The sequence below is a fragment of the Vibrio sp. 10N.222.52.B12 genome (assembly GCF_002875385.1).
Classification (GTDB): Bacteria; Pseudomonadota; Gammaproteobacteria; order Enterobacterales; family Vibrionaceae; genus Vibrio; species Vibrio jasicida.
Genome location: NZ_MDAW01000129.1, coordinates 1 through 21,801, shown reverse-complemented (window position 1 = coordinate 21,801; position 21,801 = coordinate 1). Strand labels below are relative to the sequence as shown.

Below are 21,801 nucleotides of genomic sequence, written 5' to 3'. Positions count from 1 at the left end.
TGGAGAGGTCGTTGTGACCTCTCTGTCTAAACATGCGTCGCAACCCAATAATGTTCGCTTATGCCAAGGTTGCGAGTTACCTGTCGATATTGTCGATTTACCTAATCGAAGAAATGCGCACTGCCCACGCTGCGGTACTGAGTTGTATCGAGGTGGCAGTCCAAGCTTGTCTGGTAATCTTGCTATCGCGGTTACCTGCATTCTCCTGTTCATCCCTTCACATTTTTTTAATTTCATCAGCATTCGTCTGTTCGGTGTAATGATACCGGCAACACTGCCATCTGGGATGATTACGCTGTTTCAAGAAGGCTTTGTCCTTCTTTCTATCTTAATTCTGTTTTGCAGCTCCCTCGCCCCACTCATCGTATGCAGCTCTGTCGTAACCGCACATTGGTCATTACACAAGCGTTGGTTTAAAGGACTAGGGGTTTCACTGTGGCTAATCCAACACCTTAAACATTGGGTCATGCTGGATGTATTTTTGGTCAGTATCGCAATCTCCTGTTTCAAGCTTCAGGACTACTCTGACATTTTCGTCGGACCAGGATTAATCGGCCTCGTACTACTGCAAATCTTCACTGTTTTGTTGATTTCTCGTATTAGCGTCCGTCGCTACTGGGAGTCATGGCAGTCTGAGACGAGCTATGACTTTAAACACAAGGACGTACATTGTCACGAGTGTCACCTTTCTCAACCAGAAGGTGATAAATGCCGCCGTTGTAATCATGCGCTTTACCATCGTAAGCCAAATTCAATCCAAAAAACTTGGGCTTACCTAATCGCAGCAACCATCGCTATTTTTCCGGCGAACCTAATCCCTATCTCTATCTTGCTTACGAACGGCAAACGTTTAGAAGATACGATATTTTCGGGCGTTGCTGGTTTAGTCAAAAATGGGATGTACGGTATCGCAGTGATCATTTTTGTTGCCAGTATTGTCGTACCTGTGGCAAAAATCCTTGGTCTCACCTACATCTTGCTATGTATAAAATTTAAACGTTCGGTGTTTCGAAGACAGCGAATGATGGTTTACTTTGCAGTAAAGTGGATCGGTAAATGGTCCGTGATGGATTTGTTTGTTATCTCTATCATGATGACATTGGTCGATCGTGGACAAATTCTCGATTTCACACCAGGCTACGGTGCGGTAGCGTTTGGTGTGGTTGTCGTTCTTACAATGCTCGCCGCGGAGAGCATTGATCCAAGGCTTATCTGGGACCAAGCCCCAAAACAATCAGAAAAAGAGTCAATTAATGAGTGATCAGAACAGTTCTCAAACGTCATACGAGCCAGAGATAAAGAGGAGTAAAGGCATTTCTCCCCTTTGGCTCCTGCCGATCTTGACGATGATTTTAGCCGGTTGGCTAGTCGTTAAGTCCATTCATGACGCTGGACAGCGGGTACAAATCCACTTCTCTGATGCAGCCGGTTTAATTGCTGGCCGTACGACGATTCGCTATCAAGGCTTGGAAGTGGGTATGGTACGCGACATCAACTTGTCTGAGGATTTAGGCAGCATTTATGTCGATGCAGACATTTACCCAGAAGCAACCAAATTGCTTAATGAGAAAACACGCTTTTGGCTCGTTAAACCGACCGCAAGTTTAACTGGTGTATCTGGGTTAGATGCTCTTGTCTCCGGTAACTATATTTCTATCCAACCTGGTGACAGTAAAGAGTTTGAAACGTCGTTCCACGCACTTGACTCCGCACCGACTGATCTTCGTGTCACTCAAGGGCTCAATATCAAACTAAAAAGTCGTGACTTAGGCGGCGTTTCCATTGGTTCTCAGATTGTTTACAAAAAAATCCCTATTGGTGAAGTTTACAGCTACCAATTAAACGAAGATGCGAAATCCATTACGATCCAAGCCAACATTCAGGATCAATACCGACACATCATCAACAACCGCAGTCGTTTTTGGAATGTGAGTGGTATTGGTGCAAGCATCGGTTTTGAAGGCGTTGATGTCCGCCTAGAAAGCATGAGCGCCCTACTTGGTGGTGCGATCGCGGTCGACTCACCAGACGATGGTGAGCCAGTCGAAGATTATAAAGAATTTCGTTTATATAAAGACCTTAAAACCGCAGGCCGTGGTATCGCAATCAAAATTGCCCTTCCAGATGACAACAAAATCAGCGCTGAAGGTGCTCCGATCATGTATCGTGGGATTGAAGTCGGCCAAGTCACGGATTTAAACCTATCTGAAGGTCGTGAGGTCATTCTTGCTTCTGCTGCAATCCAACCCGCATTCAGTGACATGCTTACCTCTGGTACACGTTTTGTTCTTGAAGAAGCAAAAGTATCACTTTCTGGTGTCGAAAATATCGCTAACCTTGTTCGTGGCAATTTCTTAACCATCGTTCCAGGTGAAGGTGAACGTGCACGTCAGTTTACTGCTATTCGTAAAAACGTCTTTAATCAGCAGCAGGAGAAATCGATAGCGATTCGCCTTGTTTCGGATAACTCATTCGGCTTAGATAGCGGTGCAAACGTCCTCTACAAAGGCATTGTTGTGGGTTCAATCATTAAAGTAGGGCTACTCGATGAAGAGAAAGCTCAGCAAGCGAATCATGAAGTTTTCATGGATGTGTTGATTGATCAAGAATACAAACACCTCATCAAATCCAACAACCGCTTCTATGTAACAGGCAGTGCATCGGCCGAGCTCACCGAATCGGGCCTCAGTGTGACGGTCCCACCGGCCAAACAACTGTTAGCAGGTTCAATCAGCTTTGTTAGCCAAGGCGCGGAAAAGGTTCAAAAAGAGTACCAACTATTCCAAAGTGAATCTTTAGCTGAATTAGCGCAATACAACCAGAGTGGTTCGAAAACGCTTAACTTATTTGCTTCTGAGTTGCCTCCGATTTCGAAAGGCAGTCCTCTGCTCTACCGAAATCTGCCCGTGGGCAGCGTGTCTGATTTCAATTTAGTCGATGGTGGCGTCATCGTAAAAGCCACGATTGAAAACCGCTACGCACATCTGATTACGGCTCAAACCGTATTTTGGAATCGCTCAGGCGTTGAGGTCGAGGCTTCACTTGCTGGAATCACCGTTAAGGCACACCCGCTTAAATCCTTAATTAAAGGTGGTATCGCGTTCGATTCAATTCCAGGTATTGAGAACAAAATTGGCCAACGCTGGAAGCTCTATCAAGATCAAAAGCAAGCGCGTAAGTTTGGACGTGTCATCGCTTTGGAAACAGACGGTTCTCAGGAAGTTAGCAAAGGGATGCCAATCAAATACCAAGGTGTCAAAGTCGGTGAAGTCACTTTAGTTGTCCCTAACTTCCGCCGAGAAATGGTTGAAGTGACTGCCCGTATTTTGCCTGAATATGTGGAAGATATTGCCGTTACCGGGTCACACTTTTGGCTAACTGAGCCAGAAATTGGCTTAGGCGGCGTTAAAAACCTAGGCGCATTAGTGTCTAAATCCATTAGCGTGGAACCGGGCCAAGGTGCCGCGGCATTCAAATTTGATCTAGAGAAAGGTAATGCGCGCTCACAAGGGATGCGTTTTACCTTACAAAGTGAACAGCGTGGCTCAGTGCAGATTGGCACCCCTATCCTATACCGTCAAATGGAGGTTGGTCAGGTAACGGATGTCCATTTAGGAGAATTCGCTGATCGTGTGATTACCCAGATTGAAATTCAGCCAGAATATGCCTACCTAGTTCGTCAGAACAGTGTATTCTGGAACGTGTCTGGCGTTGATGTTTCGATTGGTTTAGGTGGAGCAAACATTAAAGCAGGTACAATTGATAGCCTTGTACGTGGTGGTATCGCTTTCTCAACACCAGAGCAATCTCAAATTCCACCAGCAGCAAAAAAAGGTCACTCTTTCTACTTGTACCCTCAAGCTGAAGAGAGTTGGTTGGAATGGCGCACAGCAATCCCCAAACCATGATTCATAGATAACCAAGATAGACTAAAGAGCAGCAATCGCTGCTCTTTTTTATTACCGTAGCCTTTGTGGCTATTCGTTTCTAACCCAGTTTCGTATATCATTTGCAGCAAATTCTGCAATCGAGATTCCACTTTGCATCCTAATGTTTACATCCCAGAAGCATTTCTGGAAAAAATCAAAACTATTCTTCCTGCTCACCTCAACATGGATGACTTCCTAGCGTCGTGCCAAAAGCCGTTGCGCAAGAGTATTCGCGTTAATACGTTGAAAGTTAGCTTAGAGGCGTTTTTAGAGCGAGCAAAGGCAAAAGGTTGGAAGTTATCTCCTGTACCCTGGTGTGAGACTGGTTTTTGGATCGAAGCAGATGAATCGCTCGTACCATTAGGCAATACCGCAGAACACATGTCTGGGTTGTTTTATATTCAAGAAGCCAGCTCAATGATGCCGGTATCCGCCTTATTCATGAATGACGAATCGTATGACGCAGTGCTCGATACCGCTGCGGCTCCGGGTTCTAAAACAACTCAAATAGCTGCCTTAATGAACAATGAAGGCGTTTTGGTCGCGAATGAATACGCGGCAAGTCGTGTAAAAGTGCTACACGCAAACATCGAACGTTGTGGTGTGCGTAACGCAGCACTAAGTAACTTCGACGGTCGTGTGTTTGGTGGCTGGCTACCAGAACAATTTGATGCCGTTCTGTTAGACGCACCATGTTCCGGTGAAGGCACAGTGCGTAAAGATGAAGATGCAATGAAGAACTGGACGCAAACATCAGTCATTGAAATTGCAGACACTCAAAAAGATTTGATCGAAAGTGCGTTCCACGCCCTTAAACCTGGCGGCGTGATGGTTTATTCAACCTGCACGTTGAGCACGGAAGAAAACCAACAAGTTTGCCACCATCTTAAAGAAACATTTGGTGACGCGGTTGAATTCGAGAGCTTAAAAGATCTGTTTAATAATGCCGAGGCGGCGTTGACTGAAGAAGGCTTCTTGCACATCTTCCCTCAAGTGTATGACTGTGAGGGTTTCTTTGTTGCACGTATACGTAAGCTTGCTGCCGTAGAAGCACCAAAAGTCAAAAAACGCATGGGTAAATTCCCATTTGTTAAAGCGTCTAACAAAGAATCCACTGATATCGCTAACCAGCTTCAAAGCGCAATGGAAATCAAGTTACCTGAAGACAGTACGGTTTGGATTCGTGATAAAGATGTGTGGCTTTTCCCAGACGCACTAGAGTCGATGATTGGCGAACTGCGTTTCTCTCGCATGGGTATCAAGATTGCCGAAGCGCATAAGAATGGCTACCGTTGGCAACATCAAGTAGCAACGGCGCTGGCGACAGGTTTAGAGAAAAATGCGATTGAGCTTACGATCGACGAAGCTCGTGAATGGTATATGGGCCGAGACGTTCGCCCTCAAAACATTCCAGCTGAGATGAAAACCGGCAAAGGCGAAATATTAGTGAAGTACGAAGGCGCGATCATTGGCCTTGGTAAATGGGTAAGTAACCGCATTAAAAACGGCCTTCCACGAGAATTAGTGCGAGATAAGAACTTATTTTAGTAGCAAAGTGAAATGCTATAAATAAATGAAAAGCCATCGTATTTACGATGGCTTTTTGGTTCTAAAGCATGATCGGAACTGGGTTCACTAGCGATTCGAGTCCCCTGTACTAAACTGAAGATATCAAAGCATCGCTTTGAAACGGCATTTCTCTCTATGTTCACCAACAATATGTGTTGGTCAAAAGTTTAGCGCAGGCTCTATGAAAGGAGCCGTTTCCCCTAGGCCCAAAATAAGGACGAGTTTGGGCCATTTTTTTGACTGCTATTTTCGTCCAAATCGAGTTTGAACTTGATGAACCTCCGCCACCAGCAACTTAAAGCTTTATTCAGCGAGACGAATACCGTCTTTTTCAATCACGAGCTTACCTTGCTTGTACAAACCGCCGATGGTTTTTTTGAACGTGCCTTTACTTGTACGGAAAGCTGCAAAAATCGCTTCTGGCGTAGATTTATCGTTTAGAGGTAGAAAACCACCCTTCTTCTCTAAAAGCTCTAGGATTTTACTCGAAAGATCATCCATTTTCGCCACGCCTACTTTTTGTAGCGCAAGGTCGATTTTGCCGTCTTCGCGAATTTGCTTAATGTAGCCTTTCAGCTTTTTACCAATAAACAGCTTACCGAACACATCCGATGGGAAGATCATTCCCCAATGCTCGCCGTTCACAATCGCTTTATAACCAAGTTGGCTACGTTCTGCGATGATTAGGTTAACTTCTTCGTTCACTTCATAGTTTGCTGGCGTTTTATCCAGCCACTTATTGAACTTAGTTGTACCGACAATACGACCAGATGCTTTATCTGTGTACACGTAAACCAGAATGTTTTGACCAGCGGTAAAGCGCGCACGTTGCTCACTAAACGGGATAAGAAGATCTTTTTCTTTGATGCCCCAATTTACGAAAGCACCAGTGCTACTGACACCTTCGACTTGCATTAGGCCCCACTCGCCAACCTGAGCAATGGGTTTATCAATGGTCGCAGCTAGCTGACTTTCTGAATCAAAGTAAAGAAATACGTCAATATGATCGCCTACATTCGTACCTTCTGGTACATATTTATTAGGCAGCATGACTGAACCGTAATCATCACCATCCAAAAATACGCCAAAATCAGCCGTTTTAGTGACTTCTAAGCTGTTAATTTGACCAATTTTAATCATTGAATTTGTCTCTTTTTAAATTTACTGGGAATTATACCCAAACTGACAAGAAAATCAGAGAGAAATACCATCCTCTCTGCTATGCTGTCGTCGTTCAACTACTTATCCTAGTCGACCTTAAGTTATTGTGCTTAATGGACGCTTATGGGTATAGGATGCTTTAGCAAAATCAGGAGCCTTCCTTGGTCACCGTCGACAAACAGGATTCGATAACCTTAAAAATTAGCCATGCATTGGCAAAGAGCAAAACGCTTGATCTTGATATCTATATTTTTGTGCCTGGTGAATTAGGTTTAAACTCCGACATCATCAGCGAGTCTGAGTTCTATTACACTTCCATCACGCAAAAGCGTTCTTACTACAGTACAGAAGTGCTACTTCCTCTCGTGCATAGCCGCTTGGCCAAACGAGGGCGCTTATCTAATCGACAGTATCGCGTAAGTTTGAGTTTGTTTGCGTATCAATACGTCACGGCTCTGGATAAAGCCGTTGCAGCATTGAATAAGCATGACAACGACAGTGTTACCGCAGAAGAAGTGGATGAGGTCATCGAATTGACTATCGACATTCTTAAGCGCTTGAGACGTTCCATTCCTTACGAAGAAAATCTCAAGCGTTATTACGTGAACATTGATAACTACTTGTCTTGGTACACAGAGCAAAAATTTTTGTCTCTTGTCGCGCACCTTCCTCGCGAAGGCGATTACAGCACAATTAAAGATCGTCTGATTACTTTATGTGAGAAAGAGCAAGCCCACCGTAAACTCAACAACTATAACTCGCCGAGTGTCGTTGAAGATGTAACTCGTTTGTCGAATAAAATGCGTTTGCTGAGACGTTTGATTGAGCACCCTATCGTTTTAAGCGAAAAAACGATGTCGATGGGAAACAACATCAAGCGTGCGATTAAAGGCATAGCCACCGGCTTGGTGATGGTCGTGGTCACAAGTACCGTTATTCTTGCCCGAGATTACTTAGGAGAGATTTCTGCATCTTTTATCATTGCGATGTCGTTTATCTATGCTCTACGTGAAATCTTTAAAGATGACCTACGCGACGCGATGTGGCGTTGGATCCGCAAAGGCAAACCGAAGTGGCGTAAGAAGTACATGGACCCGACAACAAAGAAAGTGGTGGGTCGAAAATTGGAATGGTTGGACTATCGCTCCCTTTCGAGCTTGCCTGATCGCATTCAGAACATTCGTAAGAAACGCGTCGTCCAGCGTGAAGAACAAATTCTTCATTACCACGCAAAAACTGAGATGGCGACGTCGTTATTTTTGAGTGGCTATGAACAAACTCGTGAAACGCTAAACATCAGTTTGCGCCCAATTATCCGTTTGATGGACAAAAGCTCTAACCGCGTATATCGCCTGAACGAAGGGCAAGTGAGTAAAGAGTCTGTAGAGAAGCGACACTTGGTCAACGTGATTGTGAAAGAAGACAACCACACTGACGAGCCTGTCTTCTATCGTTGGAAAGTCGTGTTAAACCGTTCGAAAATCGTGTCTATTGAGAAAATAGAGTTGAATTAAACTAACGTCAGTCACCATTCTTAAGTTAAGCAGCCTGCTTTTGGGCTGCTTTTTTGATGGAGAGCGTTAAAGAGAACTCGGCCATTGGTTCATCACCATTAATCTTTGGACACAATGCGGTGATCTTCACATCTCGATTAACGCGTTCACCGGTTTCTAGCGTGATTTTGAGCATTTCATCAATCACAGGGCCATCATGACAGACAAAGTGTACGTCATCCTCAGGACGTTTTAAGAATTCAGCACTTACTCCTTTAAACGCGAGTGAAATCTTCTCTCCTTGCTCTTGTGCTTTACTCATAGCAAGAAAGCCACCAGCAACATCTGCCCCAACAGCCAATGCGCCAAAATACATACTATTAAGATGATTCTTGGTTCTTCGCTTGAGCGGGATTCTTACTTCGACATGCTGATCATCAATCGCAAGGATCTTCGGTCGACATAGCCAAATTAAAGGCACTTTTGAAAAGCCAAACAGATTGAGGTAAAGGTTTGCACGACGAACCGCTGAAAACATTTTGAAACTCCCCTTAAACTAGTCTGACCAGTCAATCAACAAACTTCAAAGATGTCAAAGAAATGTTAACGAGAAATCGATCTTGGTTAAAAAACAAATCGTTTGCGCATTTTCGCGTGACATGGTCACAATATATGAAACTCCCAACCTACAACGCTTTGCTTACGATTTGGCACAATTATTCTGTTAGCAAATAGAAAAAACGGTTATAAATTCAAACAACTATGTATTGATATCCAGAGCATGTTTTGTCATTTATATATAAGCAACACCAATGAATACCAACAGCAGTACATACAATTCGGTATTTACTAGATAAGAATCCCGTGAAACGGTTTATTCCTAACTATAATTCCGTTATCTTTACCGCTTCGCAATAGAGAATAAAGCTATAACATGCCTATAAAAACAGATGAATTGAGAACCCAACCTTTGGGTCCAATGCCGACACCCGCAGAGCTAGGTAGTGTACATCCAATCACTGATGATGTAGCTGACCGTATCGCTCAATCTCGTCGACAAATTGAAAAGATTTTAACTGGTGAGGATGACCGTATCCTCGCTATCGTTGGCCCATGTTCAGTGCATGACACTGAAGCGGCAATTGACTACGCGACGCGTCTTAGCGAAATTCAAGATCAGTACAAAGACGAACTGTTCATCGTTATGCGTACATACTTTGAAAAGCCGCGTACAGTAGTTGGTTGGAAAGGTTTGATTACTGACCCTAACCTAGATGGTTCTTATGCGCTTGAAGCCGGTCTTCACAAAGCGCGTAAACTGCTACTGGATATCAACAAGCTTGGTCTTGCGACTGCTACTGAGTTTCTTGATATGATTACAGGCCAGTACATTGCTGATTTGATCACATGGGGCGCAATTGGTGCTCGTACGACTGAATCGCAAATTCACCGTGAAATGGCGTCTGCCCTATCTTGCCCAGTTGGCTTCAAGAACGGTACTAACGGCAACGTGAAAATTGCCATTGATGCGATTCGTGCGTCTAAAGCATCACATTACTTCTACTCCCCAGACAAGAATGGGCGTATGACGGTGTACCGCACTAGCGGCAACCCTTACGGTCACATTATTCTTCGTGGTGGTGAGAAAGGCCCTAACTTTGACGAAGCTTCTGTTAAGCAAGCTTGTGACGCGCTAGCAGAGTTCGATTTGCCGCAGCGTTTGATCGTCGATTTCAGTCACGCAAACTGCCAAAAACAACACCGTAAACAAATCGATGTTGCTCAAGACATTTGCGACCAAATTAAGTCAGGCAGCACACGTATTGCTGGTATTATGGCAGAGAGCTTCATTATTGAAGGCAATCAGCCAATGACTGATATTAACAACCTAACTTACGGTCAATCGATCACTGACCCATGTCTAGGTTGGGATGATACTGTAACCATGCTAGATATGCTGGCAGCCGCAGTTAAATCCAGTAAGTAATTTCCCTATAACAAGATAATCAAGGAATCTTCATGCCATCGTTTGATATTGTTTCAGAAATCGATACCGTCGAACTACGTAACGCGGTTGATAACGCTAACCGTGAACTGTCTACTCGTTTCGATTTCCGCAATGTGAATGCGAGCTTTGAGCTAGTAGAAGAAAATGTAAAAATGTCAGCAGAAGGCGAGTTTCAGCTCAAGCAAATGCGTGACATTCTGCGTAGCCACTTGGCTAAACGCAACATTGATGCAAATGCTATGGACGCAAAAAATCCAGAAGCAACAGGTAAAAACTGGCACCAAAACGTTGCTTTCCGCCAAGGCATTGATACACCAACCGCAAAGAAAGTGGTTAAGCTAATCAAAGACGCAAAGCTTAAAGTTCAAGCTTCTATCCAAGGCGACAAAGTTCGCGTAACAGGTAAGAAGCGCGATGATCTCCAAGCGACGATTGCAGCGATCCGTGAAGCAGATATGGGTATCCCATTTCAGTACAACAACTTCCGTGATTAATTCGGTTACTCAATTAACACCTGTCGATTGAGGAAACCGAGAATTGAAAACGCCGACGAGTTATTCGTCGGCGTTTTTTATGTCCGTAAACTATATGCAAAATAATCAGATAACTAGGTCTTGCCCTTGCAATAAAGAGAATTCACTCGTCCCTGAAGGTACAAACACGCACACACGTAAGTTTTCTTTTCTCGCTTTAGTCAACATATCAGAAAGTTCGGTGGCACTTTTAAAAGGTTCACGTTCAGCATCCCTTCTTACCAACTCCATGACGTCCACTTCGCACATCGTCGAATACAAGGCAAGTTCGGCTTGCTGCATGTAACGGACTGCTTTGATAGGCAGCATTTCGACATCTTGCCCAACTTGAATCCAGGTACAGCTTCCCTCCTCGTCCAAAGGTTTTGCCATGGTTTGTTGATAAATAATTTCCAATTCGCGATTATCGCGAGCGTTCTCTACTTCTGGATGAGAGAAATAACTTTCCCAAAATTTCCTGCGTAAGTCGACGCTCGGTAGTGCCTCTTTAATCGAATTGCGTTTGGAGTTAGCGAACTCCGCCATCAATCCCATATTTTGCGGAAGAATAGCTTCAAGCTTTTCACGAATATTTCGAATCAAAACAGGAGACGCGCCACCACTTGAAATGGCAATTTGAATGCGACCACGATTAATCATTGAAGGCGTAATAAAATCACAGTACGGCTTGTCATCAACAACGTTAACTAATATGCCAAGCTCTTTAGCGTCTTTGTAAACCTGATGGTTTAACTCTGGATTATCCGTGGTTGCCCAAACTTGAATGAACGATTTCGTGACAATGTCACTAGAATAAAAACGTTGAATCCATCGCACTTGTTGCTCTTGCGCAAGCTTATCAAGAAAGTCGACAAGGCTTGGGGAGACAATCGTAACGTCCGCGCCAGCTTTAAGTAGGGCTTCTACTTTACGGCTTGCTACTTCACCACCGCCTACAACCAGCACGGGTTTATCTACTAAATCTAAGAACAGAGGAAAATATCGCATTTCAATCCATGATTACTTCAAATAACTGTCGAAATTCATGCTACCAAAAACAGGGCAACCTGTTCACCTAGTTTCGATGTCACAAATAATTTTTGTTCAAATTTTCGGCTTACTCAGCCCGCCTCTACTAATGATACTTTTAATAACAAATTATTATCCTTTTGTTTTTGACACTCTTTTAGTGATTGTTCTGATGCACTAATTTGACAACCAGTTGCACTATTTACAAACATTTAACATTTCGCCATTCTAAATCGCAAGGTTCTTTGTAAGTTCTCTCCAAAACTCTTTTTAAATTATATATTTGAGAATTAGCAGATCCTTACCTACGCTTATAACTGGTTGATTTGTCGATTACCGTTTCATTGAAAATCAACCAGATAGGACGATAACACAAATAAATTGGACACGTTGTATCAGGTCGCTCCTGATTAAACATGGATCATACAGGAAGGATACAAATGGCAAATAAACTCACAGTTCTTGCTTCCGTCGTAGCGGCTTCTACTGCCATGATGGCGACATCAGCGCAAGCAGCAGACACGACTCTGGACAAAGTCACAAAACAAGGTTTTATCACTTGTGGCGTAAGTACCGGTCTACCTGGTTTCTCAAACCCTAACTCTAAAGGCGAATGGGAAGGTATCGACGTAGAATATTGCCAAGCACTGGCCGCAGCCGTTCTTGGGGATAAAACGAAAGTTAAATATGTACCCCTAACCGCGAAAGAACGTTTCACAGCTTTACAATCGGGTGAAATCGATGTGCTTTCACGTAACACCACCTGGACACTTCATCGCGACACTGCTCTTGGTTTGAACTTCGTAGGCGTTAACTACTACGATGGTCAAGGCTTTATGGTGAAGAAAGATCTTGGTATCTCGAGTGCAAAAGAACTTGATGGCGCTTCTGTATGTGTTCAATCAGGTACAACCACAGAGCTTAACCTAGCAGATTACTTCCGTAACCAAGGTATGGCTTACAAGCCAGTGGTATTTGATACCGCCGCGCAAACCTCTAAAGGTTTCGATGCTGGTCGATGTGATGTTCTTACTACTGACCAATCTGGCCTTTATGCCCTTCGCTTAAACCTTAAAGACCCTTCTTCAGCAACCGTACTTCCAGAAATCATTTCAAAAGAACCACTAGGTCCTGTTGTTCGTCAAGGTGATGATCAATGGTTCAACATCGCTAAATGGACGCTATTTGCAATGGTGAATGCGGAAGAATATGGCATCAGTTCTAAGAACGCCGATGAAATGTTGAAATCGAAAGATCCAAACATCAAACGTATTCTTGGTGTTGACGGCCCTAAAGGTAAAGGTCTAGGTATCCGTGACGATTGGGGTTACCAAGTTATCAAGCAAGTCGGTAACTATGGTGAGAGCTTTGAGCGTACGGTAGGTACTGGTTCGCCTCTTAAGATTTCTCGCGGCGTAAATGCACTGTGGAATGCAGGCGGCTTTATGTACGCACCACCTATCCGATAGAAACGAGGTAAATTAGGGCGGTGCATGCCGCCCTTTTTCTTGGCTGAATCTATTCTATATAAGGGTTTGAGGTTATCGCTGTATGAAACCGACGAATAATGCATCGCAAAGTACGATGTCCAAACCAAGCGGAAGCAAGAGTCTGATTTATAACCCAGCTTTTCGTTCTGCTATTTTCCAGATCATTGCCATCGCCGCACTGGTATTTTTCTTTTACACAATCATCAACAATGCACTAACCAATCTCGACGCTCGTGGTATCGCCACCGGCTTTGGTTTCCTTAATCAAGAAGCGGGCTTTGGTATTGGACTCACACTCATCGAATATGACGAAACGTTCTCTTATGGGCGTACGTTTGTCATTGGCTTACTTAATACTGCACTCGTGTCTGTGTTGGGTATTATCCTCGCAACCGTCATAGGTTTCGTTATGGGGATTGCACGCCTTTCTTCTAACTGGCTGGTCAGTCGTTTGGCGGCTGTTTACATTGAAACGTTCCGAAATATCCCTCTACTTTTACAGATCTTTTTTTGGTATTTCGCGGTTCTACAAGCCCTTCCATCTCCAAGACAAAGCTTAAGTCTTGGCGAATCCGTTTTCCTGAATGTGCGCGGTCTTTACTTCCCTTCACCGGTAATTGAAGCTGGCGGTGGTCTTGTGGTTGCAGCACTCATCATAGGTGTCATTGCAAGTTTCTTAATCAATCGTTGGGCTAAAAACAAACAGCGATTAACAGGCCAACAAACACCAATGGGACGAGTTGTGTTCGGTCTAGTGATTGGTCTGCCTTTGGTCGTTTATTTTGTAACAGGCATGCCGATCTCTTTGGAGTACCCAGAATTAAAAGGCTTCAACTTCCGCGGTGGTATCAGCATTATTCCGGAGCTCGCAGCCCTTCTGTTAGCGCTAAGTGTTTACACTGCATCGTTTATTGCTGAGATTGTTCGATCTGGTATTAATGCAGTGAATCATGGTCAGACCGAAGCCGCTATGTCGCTGGGCTTACCAAGAGCAAAAACATTGAAACTGGTGGTGATTCCGCAAGCATTGCGAATCATTATCCCTCCTCTAACAAGCCAATACTTGAACTTGACGAAGAACTCTTCGTTGGCAATGGCAATCGGCTACCCAGACCTTGTTTCGGTCTTTGCCGGTACAACGCTGAACCAGACTGGACAAGCGATCGAAATCATCGCAATGACGATGGGTGTATACCTAACATTGAGCTTGATAACGTCGGCGTTGATGAACTTGTACAACCGAAAAGTAGCGCTGGTGGAGAGATAATATGAGCACACATCAATTTCAGCCTGATCTCCCACCTCCGTCCAATACCGTCGGTATTGTGGGATGGCTGCGCAAAAACCTATTCAATGGCCCAGTTAACTCGGTTGTTACCATCATCCTTGCCTACATCGTGTTTTCTGCACTTTGGAACATTGCGGATTGGGCATTCATTAATGCCGATTGGGTTGGCACAACGAGAGATGACTGTTCCCGTGAAGGCGCATGTTGGGTATTTATCAGTGTACGCTGGGAACAGTTTATGTACGGTTTCTATCCAGAAGCTGAACTGTGGCGACCACGTTTGTTCTACATTACCTTGGCGATATTCACAGTACTCCTTGCTTACGAAAAGACTCCAAAACGTATTTGGATTTGGTTGTTCTTTGTGAACATTTATCCGTTCATTATCGCAGCATTGTTGTATGGCGGGGTATTTGGCTTAGAAGTGGTTGAAACACACAAATGGGGCGGCTTGCTGGTTACTCTGATCATCGCCTTAGTCGGTATCGTTGTCTCCTTACCTATTGGTGTGGCGTTAGCGTTAGGCCGTCGTTCCGATATGCCGATCATCCGCAGTATTTGTACTATCTATATTGAGGTATGGCGTGGGGTACCTTTAATTACAGTACTCTTCATGGCGTCCGTCATGCTCCCGCTCTTTCTTGCCCAAGGCTCAGAAACAGATAAGCTCATTCGCGCCCTAATTGGTGTTGTGATGTTTAGTGCCGCTTATATGGCAGAAGTGGTTCGTGGTGGCTTACAAGCTATTCCAAAGGGCCAGTACGAAGCCGCCGATGCGTTGGGTTTAAGCTATTGGAAAAAGATGGGACTGATCATCTTGCCTCAAGCTCTTAAAATTACTATCCCTTCTATCGTGAACACCTTTATTGGTTTGTTCAAAGACACCAGCCTTGTGCTTATTATCGGTATGTTTGATGTACTGGGTATAGGACAAGCAGCGAACACTGACCCTGAATGGTTAGGCTTCGCTACAGAAAGTTATGTATTTGTCGCGTTAGTGTTTTGGGTATTCTGTTTTGGCATGTCACGCTACTCGATATGGCTCGAAAATAGACTTCATACCGGTCACAAACGATAACTCATCAAGATCAAGGACGTATTATGACGCAACAACAAGACTATATGATCCAGCTGAAGGACATGAATAAGTGGTATGGTGAGTTTCACGTACTAAAGAACATCAACCTCGATGTAAAGAAAGGCGAAAAGATTGTTATCTGTGGTCCTTCTGGCTCTGGCAAATCGACCATGATTCGTTGTATCAACCGCTTGGAAGAACATCAAGCAGGCAACATCTATGTGTCAGGCACCGAATTAACCGAAGACCTAAAGAACATCGAAGCCGTTCGTCGCGAAGTCGGCATGTGTTTCCAACACTTTAATCTCTTCCCTCACCTAACGGTCCTCGAGAACTGTACACTTGCCCCAATTTGGGTGAAGAAGATGCCAAAGGAAGAAGCGGAAGCCATCGCGATGCAGTACCTAGAGCGTGTTAAGATCCCAGATCAAGCAGATAAGTATCCAGGTCAGCTTTCAGGAGGTCAACAACAACGTGTAGCGATTGCACGCTCTCTTTGCATGAGCCCAAAGGTAATGTTGTTTGATGAACCGACATCAGCGCTCGATCCAGAAATGGTACGCGAGGTTCTTGATGTAATGGTTGAACTGGCGGAAGAAGGCATGACCATGCTTTGTGTAACACACGAAATGGGTTTCGCGAAAGAAGTTGCGGATCGAGTTATCTTCATGGATGCAGGTGAAATTATCGAAGAGAATAACCCTGTCGATTTCTTCGAGAATCCGCAATCGGATCGAACCCAGAACTTCCTCGCGCAAATTCTTCATCATTAATTAGTCGCAAAAAACGCTAAAAAAGTGAAGCGTCGATTCGAAAAAATCGGCGCTTTTTGTTTGCCTCAGGTCGATGTTACTAAAATCCAGTTGATTCAATACGTTGTAAATTTGTTCGATTTTACAAAAAAGTTCGTGAGGTAACCTTCATCCCTTTGATTGCCAAGCCCTTCCTAACTATGCAAGGCAGTAATATTGTGTTACAAGTTGCCACATACATAACACACTATTTCTATTATTATTTTGTTCTAGAGATAGACGTGTCGGGCTTGATTTTTTGAACTTTCGGGCCCATATATGTCTATATATCAAAGATAAGACGGTCCCTTATAGAGGAAGATTATGAACAGTCCTATGTTTTCACGCACTACTACTCAAGAGAGTGCTCTACAAACCAACAAAGTATTGCGTAATACATATGCACTACTTTCAATGACTTTACTATGGTCAGCACTGGTTGCTGGCGTTTCAATGGCGTTTAACTTGCCACGTCCGGGCATTATCCTGATGTTGGTTGGTTTCTACGGCTTACTATTCTTGACTGAAAAAAACCGTAACAACAGCATGGGTTTGGTGTTCACATTCCTATTTACTGGTTTCTTGGGTTACACCATCGGTCCAATTCTAAACATGTACATCGGTGCTGGTATGGGCGATGTGGTTCTTACTGCACTTGGCGGTACCGCACTGTCATTCATGGCAGCTTCTGCTTACGCTCTAACGACCAAACGCGACCTATCTATGATGGGTGGCCTGATGTTGTCTCTATTCGTTGTTCTAGTAGTGGGCATGATTGCGAGCATCTTCATCCAATCAACTATCCTGCATCTAGCAATGAGCAGCTTGTTTATTGTTTTCTCTACCATGGCTATTTTGATGACTACGCAAGGCATCATCCGTGGCGGTGAAACAAACTACATCTCTGCAACGATTACGCTATATGTTTCAATCTACAATATCTTCATCAGCCTACTAAGCATTCTAGGCATCATGAACGACGACTAATTCGTTAGATTGAATCCAAGACTCAAAAGCCCGAAGTTATACTTCGGGCTTTTTCTTTTCACTTTTTAGCAGTGTCTATTCTGGTTCATAGATGGGCGCATCGTAGTCATACCCTTCATCGCTGTATGCCGTAACCATCGCGTCTTCAACTAATCCTGTCTCTGCTTTCACTTGAGTTTCAAAGAAATGTTGAATCTGCTTTCTTCGCCCATGCGCTGCCCAAGATTCTGCATCTTCCCAAATTTCATTAAACACAATCGGATAGTCATTTCTCATCGCACTGGGGTGATCAATTTGCCGAGTGAGCATATATTGGATGCATCCCTCTTCTCGATAGGAATCTGGCTCTAGTGCTTTGAGTACTTCAAATAACTCGGCTTCTTTTCCTTCTTTTGGTTTAAATTGAGCTAAAACATAGACACGGCTTGTCATTCGATTTCCTTCATTGTTGAGTAGTGCTATCAAAAAGGTAAACGAACAATGAAAAAGTTCACGTCCAGTAACGATAAAGTGCGATATACATCGCCAGCAATAGCTGAATAAAACAAAAGGCAGTGAAATAACGATAACTCTGCTCTATTCCCACTAATAAAACAGAGACATTATTCCAAATTCAGCATAAAAATGCAGATACCAAAATACTCACCCCGATAATTTTCCAACAACGTGAATAAACTTACATTTTTGTGAATAATGGAAAAGTAGTTAGGCTCAACGCCTTTACCTTTACGTGTTACCTTTACGTGAGCTCTCGATTGTGTAAATTTACTTCGCTCAGAAGCTTTCATAGATTCTTTTGTTGAGTCTAAGCTTCGCTCTACGCTACCCTATACACACCAGTGTTTACTTAGCGGATACAAAGCGATGTTCGTATACAACGGCAAAGAAATAGAAACCGATTCTCAAGGTTACTTACTTGATCACACCCAGTGGGAAGAAGGTATGATTGCGCTTCTAGCAAAAGATGAAGAAATCGAACTTACCGAAGCTCACTTAGAAGTAGTTCACTTCGTGCGTAATTTTTATGAAGAGTTCAATACATCACCAGCAGTTCGAATGCTTGTGAAGGCGATGGAAAAAGCGCACGGCCCAGAAAAAGGTAACAGTAAATACCTATTCAAATTATTTAAAAAAGGCCCTGCAAAACAAGCGACAAAATTGGCAGGATTGCCAAAACCAGCGAAATGCTTGTAGTACTCTAGTTTGCAAAAACACGACTAAAAAGATCACTGCTTATAAAACTATAAGATCTTAAATCCGCGGAAAGGTTTGTAAGATACACTCTCTTGGGTAACGCTATCTACTGTTGCCGTCCGCGGTCCATCCTCCAACCACGCCGAAAACGCTGCGATTTGCGCCTCTGTACCACAAGCGATTACCTCAACATCACCATTGTTCAAATTCTTTGCATACCCCGTTAAACCTAACTTCAAACCTTGATGTGACGTGTGGTATCGAAATCCTACCCCTTGAACATGTCCTACTATCAGAAACTTCTCACACTTTAGTACCATCCGTATACCGCTCCCTATATTTGAGTGATATATTATTTGCGTCTATTTACCCCACTAAGGATAGTGGGTTTTTATATGGTTATAATAATTATGAAAGAAATTCCCTTCCGTTGGATTGATAAGTATCTCATCCATTTAAAAATTCAAGAAAAGTTCTATTTACTCTTCTTTCTTCCTCTTCTTGCATTGGTCATTCTCACTTTAGTCTTAAACAGTGCTGCTGACTCCATGATTTCTGGTTTGTATCAGGAAGAATTAATGCTGATGAAAGGGCTAATCGAGGCTGGTAACCTTTCGCAATCTCAAGTTGCAAACCTTATTGCTGGCTCAGACACCATTACCTTTGGTACTGGTCCAGATTCCGTGTCCGTGCTGAATGGCGCATTTAGCCTTGTAGCAAACCATGAGCAGTCTTTATGGACCGCACTTTCTACAACGCAAGTCAGTATTATTCTTGTGACTCTGTTCATTATCGCGATTGGTGTTTACTACATCATGACTTTCATCGGTGGTGCGATGTTTACGATGAACAAAGCGCTCAACACGCTGGCAGATGGTGATCTAACCGCGCGTATGAATTTCTTCCGTGTTCGTGATGAGTTCAGCGAAATCGCGATTACTATCGACAAAGTAGCGGATCGCGAACAAAAGATGGTTCAGTCGATTCAAGAATCCGTAGCGCTGATGCAGCAAATCAGCTCTGACCTTAACCTTTCGATTCACAACAGCTCTGAGATCTCTAATACCCAACAAGAGCACCTTAACTCCCTAGCAAGTGCAACAGAGCAGATGGCTTCCACGATTCGTGAAGTGGCAACACTGGCTCATGACTCAAGCACACAAACTGATGATGCTCGCAGCGTCGCGCAATCAGGTCAGGTGAAAGTGGAAAATACCCTTCACTCTATCTCGAATCTTTCTACTGAGATCCAATCGGCATCTCAAGCGGTTGAAGAGCTAGATGCAAACGCAGCGCAGATTGATGAAGTGGTCACAACCATCAACGGTATCTCTGAGCAAACTAACCTACTCGCCTTGAACGCTGCAATTGAAGCGGCTCGTGCAGGCGAACAAGGTCGTGGCTTTGCGGTTGTTGCTGATGAAGTTCGTGCTCTTGCAGGCCGCACTCAACAAGCGACAGTTGAGATTCAAGCAATGATTGAAGCGCTACAACGTAACAGCCAATCACTGACTAAACTGATGGAAGTAACGGTTCACAATGCGAACGAAGGCCAAACTCTGATGGCTGAAGTGAACCACGAAATCGGCTCACTAGCAGACAAGAACCAAACTATCTCAGACAGCAGCATTCAAATTGCGACAGCAGCTGAGGAGCAAGGTGTCGTGGCAGACAATATCGCATCAAGCGTTGAAGAGATTCGCATACAAGCAAACAATGTATGTACGATGATCAGCACAACGTCGCAAAACGTTGAGCAACTTCGAGCTCAAAGTGACACCATGGAGTCGCTACTGACTGGCTTAAAAGCGTAATCGCTAAAACGAATAACTAGGGTCACTTCGGTGGCCCTTTTTTGTGTCTGGAAAACCCATCCGTTACTCCACTTATCAGTTTATAATTAAAGCCTCTACAAATGATTGGATTGTCGATGGATATTGCTTTTGCGGGCAACATCCCGGACAATACGCCCCTTTCAAAATTCAACAAGAGCTAAAGAAATGACAGCTGCTATCTATTTGGTTAAAGGTCGTGAGAAATCGGTTAAGCGCAAGCACCCTTGGATCTTCTCTCGAGGCATCAGTAAAGTTGAGGGCGAACCAGCGCTCGGCGAAACCGTTGATGTATTCACTCACGACGGAAAATGGCTAGCTAAAGCAGCGTACTCACCAGAGTCTCAAATTCGTGCTCGCATCTGGAGTTTTGAAAAAGAAGAAATCAACAAAGCCTTCTTCGTTAAGCGCTTCAACAACGCTCAGCTTCTTCGTGAAGACATTATCGAACGCGATGGCCTAACTGGCTACCGTCTTATCGCGGCAGAATCTGATGGTATGCCTGGGGTTACCATCGACCGTTACCAAAACTTCTTTGTTTGCCAACTTCTAAGTGCGGGCGCAGAGTACAATAAGCAAGCGATTGTTGATGCTTTGGTTGAGTGCTTCCCTGACTGCAACGTTTACGAGCGTTCTGATGTCGCGGTACGTAAGAAAGAAGGTTTGAAAGAAACCACTGGCATTCTGCACGGTGAAGAGCCACCAAAATCAGTGGTGATTGAAGAGAACGGCGTAAAAATCAGCGTAGACATCGTCGGTGGCCATAAAACGGGTTTCTATCTAGACCAGCGTGATAGCCGCCAACAAGCGATGAAGTACGTGAAAGACAAAGAAGTTCTAAACTGTTTCTCTTACACCGGCGGTTTTGGTCTATACGCATTAAAAGGCGGCGCAAAACGCGTTATCAACGCAGACGTATCACAACCTGCTCTAGACACTGCTAAGTTCAACGCAGAACTGAACGAGTTTGATATCTCAAAAAAGCGCGCTGTGTTCCTAAACGCTGATGTGTTCAAACTGCTACGCGAATACCGTGACCAAGGTACGAAATTCGATGTTGTGATCATGGACCCACCGAAGTTTGCAGAAAGTAAAGCACAGCTCAACGGTGCATGTCGTGGCTACAAAGACATCAACATGTTGGCGATGCAAATTCTAAACCCAGGTGGCACACTACTGACCTACTCTTGCTCAGGTTTAATGGACCAAGTTCTGTTCCAAAAAATCATTGCTGACGCCGCAGTAGATGCAAACCGCCAAGTTAAGTTTGTAGAGCGTTTTGAACAAGCTGCCGATCACCCAACGGATACGGCCTACCCAGAAGGTTTCTACCTAAAAGGTTTTGCGTGTAAGGTTCTATAATCGGGCTTAGTCATAGCCAACGATAAAGAATTGAAGCAAAGAAAAAGGGCCAGTTGGCCCTTTTTTATGGTTCATCGC

At 44.0% G+C, this 21,801-nt stretch carries 19 protein-coding genes; 14 read left to right on the top strand and 5 right to left on the bottom strand.

The genetic code is table 11. The features are described from left to right. Positions 1–13: 13 nt before the first annotated feature. From BCT11_RS17125 to rsmF, 3 genes are all read left to right on the top strand, one after another. Positions 14–1,261 (top strand): paraquat-inducible protein A, encoded by a 1,248-nt coding sequence (locus tag BCT11_RS17125; protein WP_102388817.1) that lies wholly within the window; start codon positions 14–16, stop codon positions 1,259–1,261. Beyond that, the gene (locus tag BCT11_RS17120; protein WP_102388816.1) at positions 1,254–3,908 is read left to right on the top strand and encodes an MlaD family protein; all 2,655 of its coding nucleotides are present in this window, start codon (positions 1,254–1,256) and stop codon (positions 3,906–3,908) included. The genes BCT11_RS17125 and BCT11_RS17120 overlap by 8 nt, the downstream gene beginning before the upstream one ends. A 132-nt stretch (positions 3,909–4,040) precedes the next feature. After that, a complete protein-coding gene (gene rsmF / locus BCT11_RS17110) occupies positions 4,041–5,477 on the top strand; it encodes a 16S rRNA (cytosine(1407)-C(5))-methyltransferase RsmF (protein ID WP_102388815.1) in 1,437 nt (478 codons plus the stop codon). Between the two features lie 324 nt (positions 5,478–5,801). On the opposite strand, the gene BCT11_RS17105 is transcribed toward rsmF, so the two are convergent. Continuing rightward, entirely contained in the window at positions 5,802–6,638 is an 837-nt protein-coding gene (locus BCT11_RS17105; protein ID WP_038873007.1) for a S1-like domain-containing RNA-binding protein, read from the bottom strand. 182 nt (positions 6,639–6,820) lie between these two features. On the opposite strand from BCT11_RS17105, the gene BCT11_RS17100 reads away from it, so the two are divergent. After that, the gene (locus BCT11_RS17100) at positions 6,821–8,173 is read left to right on the top strand and encodes a hypothetical protein (protein ID WP_038873010.1); all 1,353 of its coding nucleotides are present in this window, start codon (positions 6,821–6,823) and stop codon (positions 8,171–8,173) included. Positions 8,174–8,198: 25 nt separating this feature from the next. Here BCT11_RS17100 and BCT11_RS17095 read toward each other — a convergent pair whose 3' ends face one another. Continuing rightward, positions 8,199–8,690: a DUF4442 domain-containing protein gene (locus BCT11_RS17095; protein WP_102388814.1), complete on the bottom strand. Its 492-nt coding sequence runs from the start codon at positions 8,688–8,690 to the stop codon at positions 8,199–8,201. A gap of 396 nt (positions 8,691–9,086) precedes the next feature. Between BCT11_RS17095 and BCT11_RS17090 the strand changes: the two genes are divergently transcribed. Together BCT11_RS17090 and BCT11_RS17085 are read left to right on the top strand one after the other, a co-directional pair. Beyond that, positions 9,087–10,139, top strand: coding sequence for a 3-deoxy-7-phosphoheptulonate synthase (locus BCT11_RS17090; protein WP_038873016.1), 1,053 nt, complete (start codon positions 9,087–9,089; stop codon positions 10,137–10,139). A 32-nt stretch (positions 10,140–10,171) separates the two neighbouring features. After that, on the top strand, positions 10,172–10,654 hold the full coding sequence (locus tag BCT11_RS17085) for a YajQ family cyclic di-GMP-binding protein (RefSeq protein ID WP_042605437.1): 483 nt from the start codon (positions 10,172–10,174) through the stop codon (positions 10,652–10,654). Positions 10,655–10,759: 105 nt separating this feature from the next. Here BCT11_RS17085 and BCT11_RS17080 read toward each other — a convergent pair whose 3' ends face one another. Beyond that, on the bottom strand, positions 10,760–11,680 hold the full coding sequence (locus tag BCT11_RS17080; protein ID WP_042605436.1) for an NAD(P)-dependent oxidoreductase: 921 nt from the start codon (positions 11,678–11,680) through the stop codon (positions 10,760–10,762). A 461-nt stretch (positions 11,681–12,141) separates the two neighbouring features. Here BCT11_RS17080 and BCT11_RS17075 point away from each other — a divergent pair, with 461 nt between their 5' ends. The 5 genes from BCT11_RS17075 (at position 12,142) to BCT11_RS17055 (ending at position 17,335) form a co-directional block, all read left to right on the top strand. Beyond that, on the top strand, positions 12,142–13,170 hold the full coding sequence (locus tag BCT11_RS17075) for an amino acid ABC transporter substrate-binding protein (protein ID WP_038873022.1): 1,029 nt from the start codon (positions 12,142–12,144) through the stop codon (positions 13,168–13,170). An 82-nt stretch (positions 13,171–13,252) separates the two neighbouring features. Continuing rightward, complete coding sequence (locus tag BCT11_RS17070; protein ID WP_042605435.1) at positions 13,253–14,458, top strand: amino acid ABC transporter permease; 1,206 nt, start codon at positions 13,253–13,255, stop codon at positions 14,456–14,458. Position 14,459: 1 nt separating this feature from the next. Continuing rightward, positions 14,460–15,557 carry an amino acid ABC transporter permease gene (locus tag BCT11_RS17065; protein ID WP_038881964.1) on the top strand — a complete coding sequence of 366 codons (1,098 nt, stop codon included), beginning with the start codon at positions 14,460–14,462 and terminating at the stop codon, positions 15,555–15,557. 23 nt (positions 15,558–15,580) lie between these two features. After that, positions 15,581–16,330: an amino acid ABC transporter ATP-binding protein gene (locus BCT11_RS17060; protein ID WP_038873031.1), complete on the top strand. Its 750-nt coding sequence runs from the start codon at positions 15,581–15,583 to the stop codon at positions 16,328–16,330. Positions 16,331–16,672: 342 nt separating this feature from the next. Further along, the gene (locus BCT11_RS17055; protein WP_005446774.1) at positions 16,673–17,335 is read left to right on the top strand and encodes a Bax inhibitor-1/YccA family protein; all 663 of its coding nucleotides are present in this window, start codon (positions 16,673–16,675) and stop codon (positions 17,333–17,335) included. A gap of 75 nt (positions 17,336–17,410) precedes the next feature. Here the strand turns inward: BCT11_RS17055 and BCT11_RS17050 are convergent, their stop codons facing one another. Further along, complete coding sequence (locus BCT11_RS17050; protein WP_038873032.1) at positions 17,411–17,767, bottom strand: antibiotic biosynthesis monooxygenase; 357 nt, start codon at positions 17,765–17,767, stop codon at positions 17,411–17,413. Positions 17,768–18,199: 432 nt separating this feature from the next. Between BCT11_RS17050 and BCT11_RS17045 the strand changes: the two genes are divergently transcribed. Further along, positions 18,200–18,529, top strand: a complete 330-nt coding sequence (locus tag BCT11_RS17045; RefSeq protein ID WP_038873035.1) for a TusE/DsrC/DsvC family sulfur relay protein — start codon at positions 18,200–18,202, stop codon at positions 18,527–18,529. Positions 18,530–18,576: 47 nt separating this feature from the next. On the opposite strand, the gene yccX is transcribed toward BCT11_RS17045, so the two are convergent. Then, on the bottom strand, positions 18,577–18,849 hold the full coding sequence (gene yccX, locus BCT11_RS17040) for an acylphosphatase (protein ID WP_038881962.1): 273 nt from the start codon (positions 18,847–18,849) through the stop codon (positions 18,577–18,579). A gap of 90 nt (positions 18,850–18,939) precedes the next feature. Here yccX and BCT11_RS17035 point away from each other — a divergent pair, with 90 nt between their 5' ends. Together BCT11_RS17035 and BCT11_RS17030 are read left to right on the top strand one after the other, a co-directional pair. Then, positions 18,940–20,343 carry a methyl-accepting chemotaxis protein gene (locus tag BCT11_RS17035; protein ID WP_039976836.1) on the top strand — a complete coding sequence of 468 codons (1,404 nt, stop codon included), beginning with the start codon at positions 18,940–18,942 and terminating at the stop codon, positions 20,341–20,343. A gap of 186 nt (positions 20,344–20,529) precedes the next feature. Further along, positions 20,530–21,723, top strand: a complete 1,194-nt coding sequence (locus BCT11_RS17030) for a class I SAM-dependent methyltransferase (RefSeq protein WP_042605434.1) — start codon at positions 20,530–20,532, stop codon at positions 21,721–21,723. Positions 21,724–21,801 lie beyond the last annotated feature (78 nt).

Excerpts from the sequence above, each read along its gene's own strand:
- BCT11_RS17120 (WP_102388816.1), top strand. The coding sequence starts at position 1,254 with ATGAGTGATCAGAACAGTTCTCAAACGTCATACGAGCCAGAGATAAAG.
- BCT11_RS17105 (WP_038873007.1), bottom strand. The coding sequence starts at position 6,638 with ATGATTAAAATTGGTCAAATTAACAGCTTAGAAGTCACTAAAACGGCT.
- BCT11_RS17095 (WP_102388814.1), bottom strand. The coding sequence starts at position 8,690 with ATGTTTTCAGCGGTTCGTCGTGCAAACCTTTACCTCAATCTGTTTGGC.
- BCT11_RS17090 (WP_038873016.1), top strand. The coding sequence starts at position 9,087 with ATGCCTATAAAAACAGATGAATTGAGAACCCAACCTTTGGGTCCAATG.
- BCT11_RS17085 (WP_042605437.1), top strand. The coding sequence starts at position 10,172 with ATGCCATCGTTTGATATTGTTTCAGAAATCGATACCGTCGAACTACGT.
- BCT11_RS17080 (WP_042605436.1), bottom strand. The coding sequence starts at position 11,680 with ATGCGATATTTTCCTCTGTTCTTAGATTTAGTAGATAAACCCGTGCTG.
- BCT11_RS17075 (WP_038873022.1), top strand. The coding sequence starts at position 12,142 with ATGGCAAATAAACTCACAGTTCTTGCTTCCGTCGTAGCGGCTTCTACT.
- BCT11_RS17070 (WP_042605435.1), top strand. The coding sequence starts at position 13,253 with ATGAAACCGACGAATAATGCATCGCAAAGTACGATGTCCAAACCAAGC.
- BCT11_RS17065 (WP_038881964.1), top strand. The coding sequence starts at position 14,460 with ATGAGCACACATCAATTTCAGCCTGATCTCCCACCTCCGTCCAATACC.
- BCT11_RS17060 (WP_038873031.1), top strand. The coding sequence starts at position 15,581 with ATGACGCAACAACAAGACTATATGATCCAGCTGAAGGACATGAATAAG.
- BCT11_RS17055 (WP_005446774.1), top strand. The coding sequence starts at position 16,673 with ATGAACAGTCCTATGTTTTCACGCACTACTACTCAAGAGAGTGCTCTA.
- BCT11_RS17050 (WP_038873032.1), bottom strand. The coding sequence starts at position 17,767 with ATGACAAGCCGTGTCTATGTTTTAGCTCAATTTAAACCAAAAGAAGGA.
- BCT11_RS17045 (WP_038873035.1), top strand. The coding sequence starts at position 18,200 with ATGTTCGTATACAACGGCAAAGAAATAGAAACCGATTCTCAAGGTTAC.
- yccX (WP_038881962.1), bottom strand. The coding sequence starts at position 18,849 with ATGGTACTAAAGTGTGAGAAGTTTCTGATAGTAGGACATGTTCAAGGG.
- BCT11_RS17035 (WP_039976836.1), top strand. The coding sequence starts at position 18,940 with ATGAAAGAAATTCCCTTCCGTTGGATTGATAAGTATCTCATCCATTTA.
- BCT11_RS17030 (WP_042605434.1), top strand. The coding sequence starts at position 20,530 with ATGACAGCTGCTATCTATTTGGTTAAAGGTCGTGAGAAATCGGTTAAG.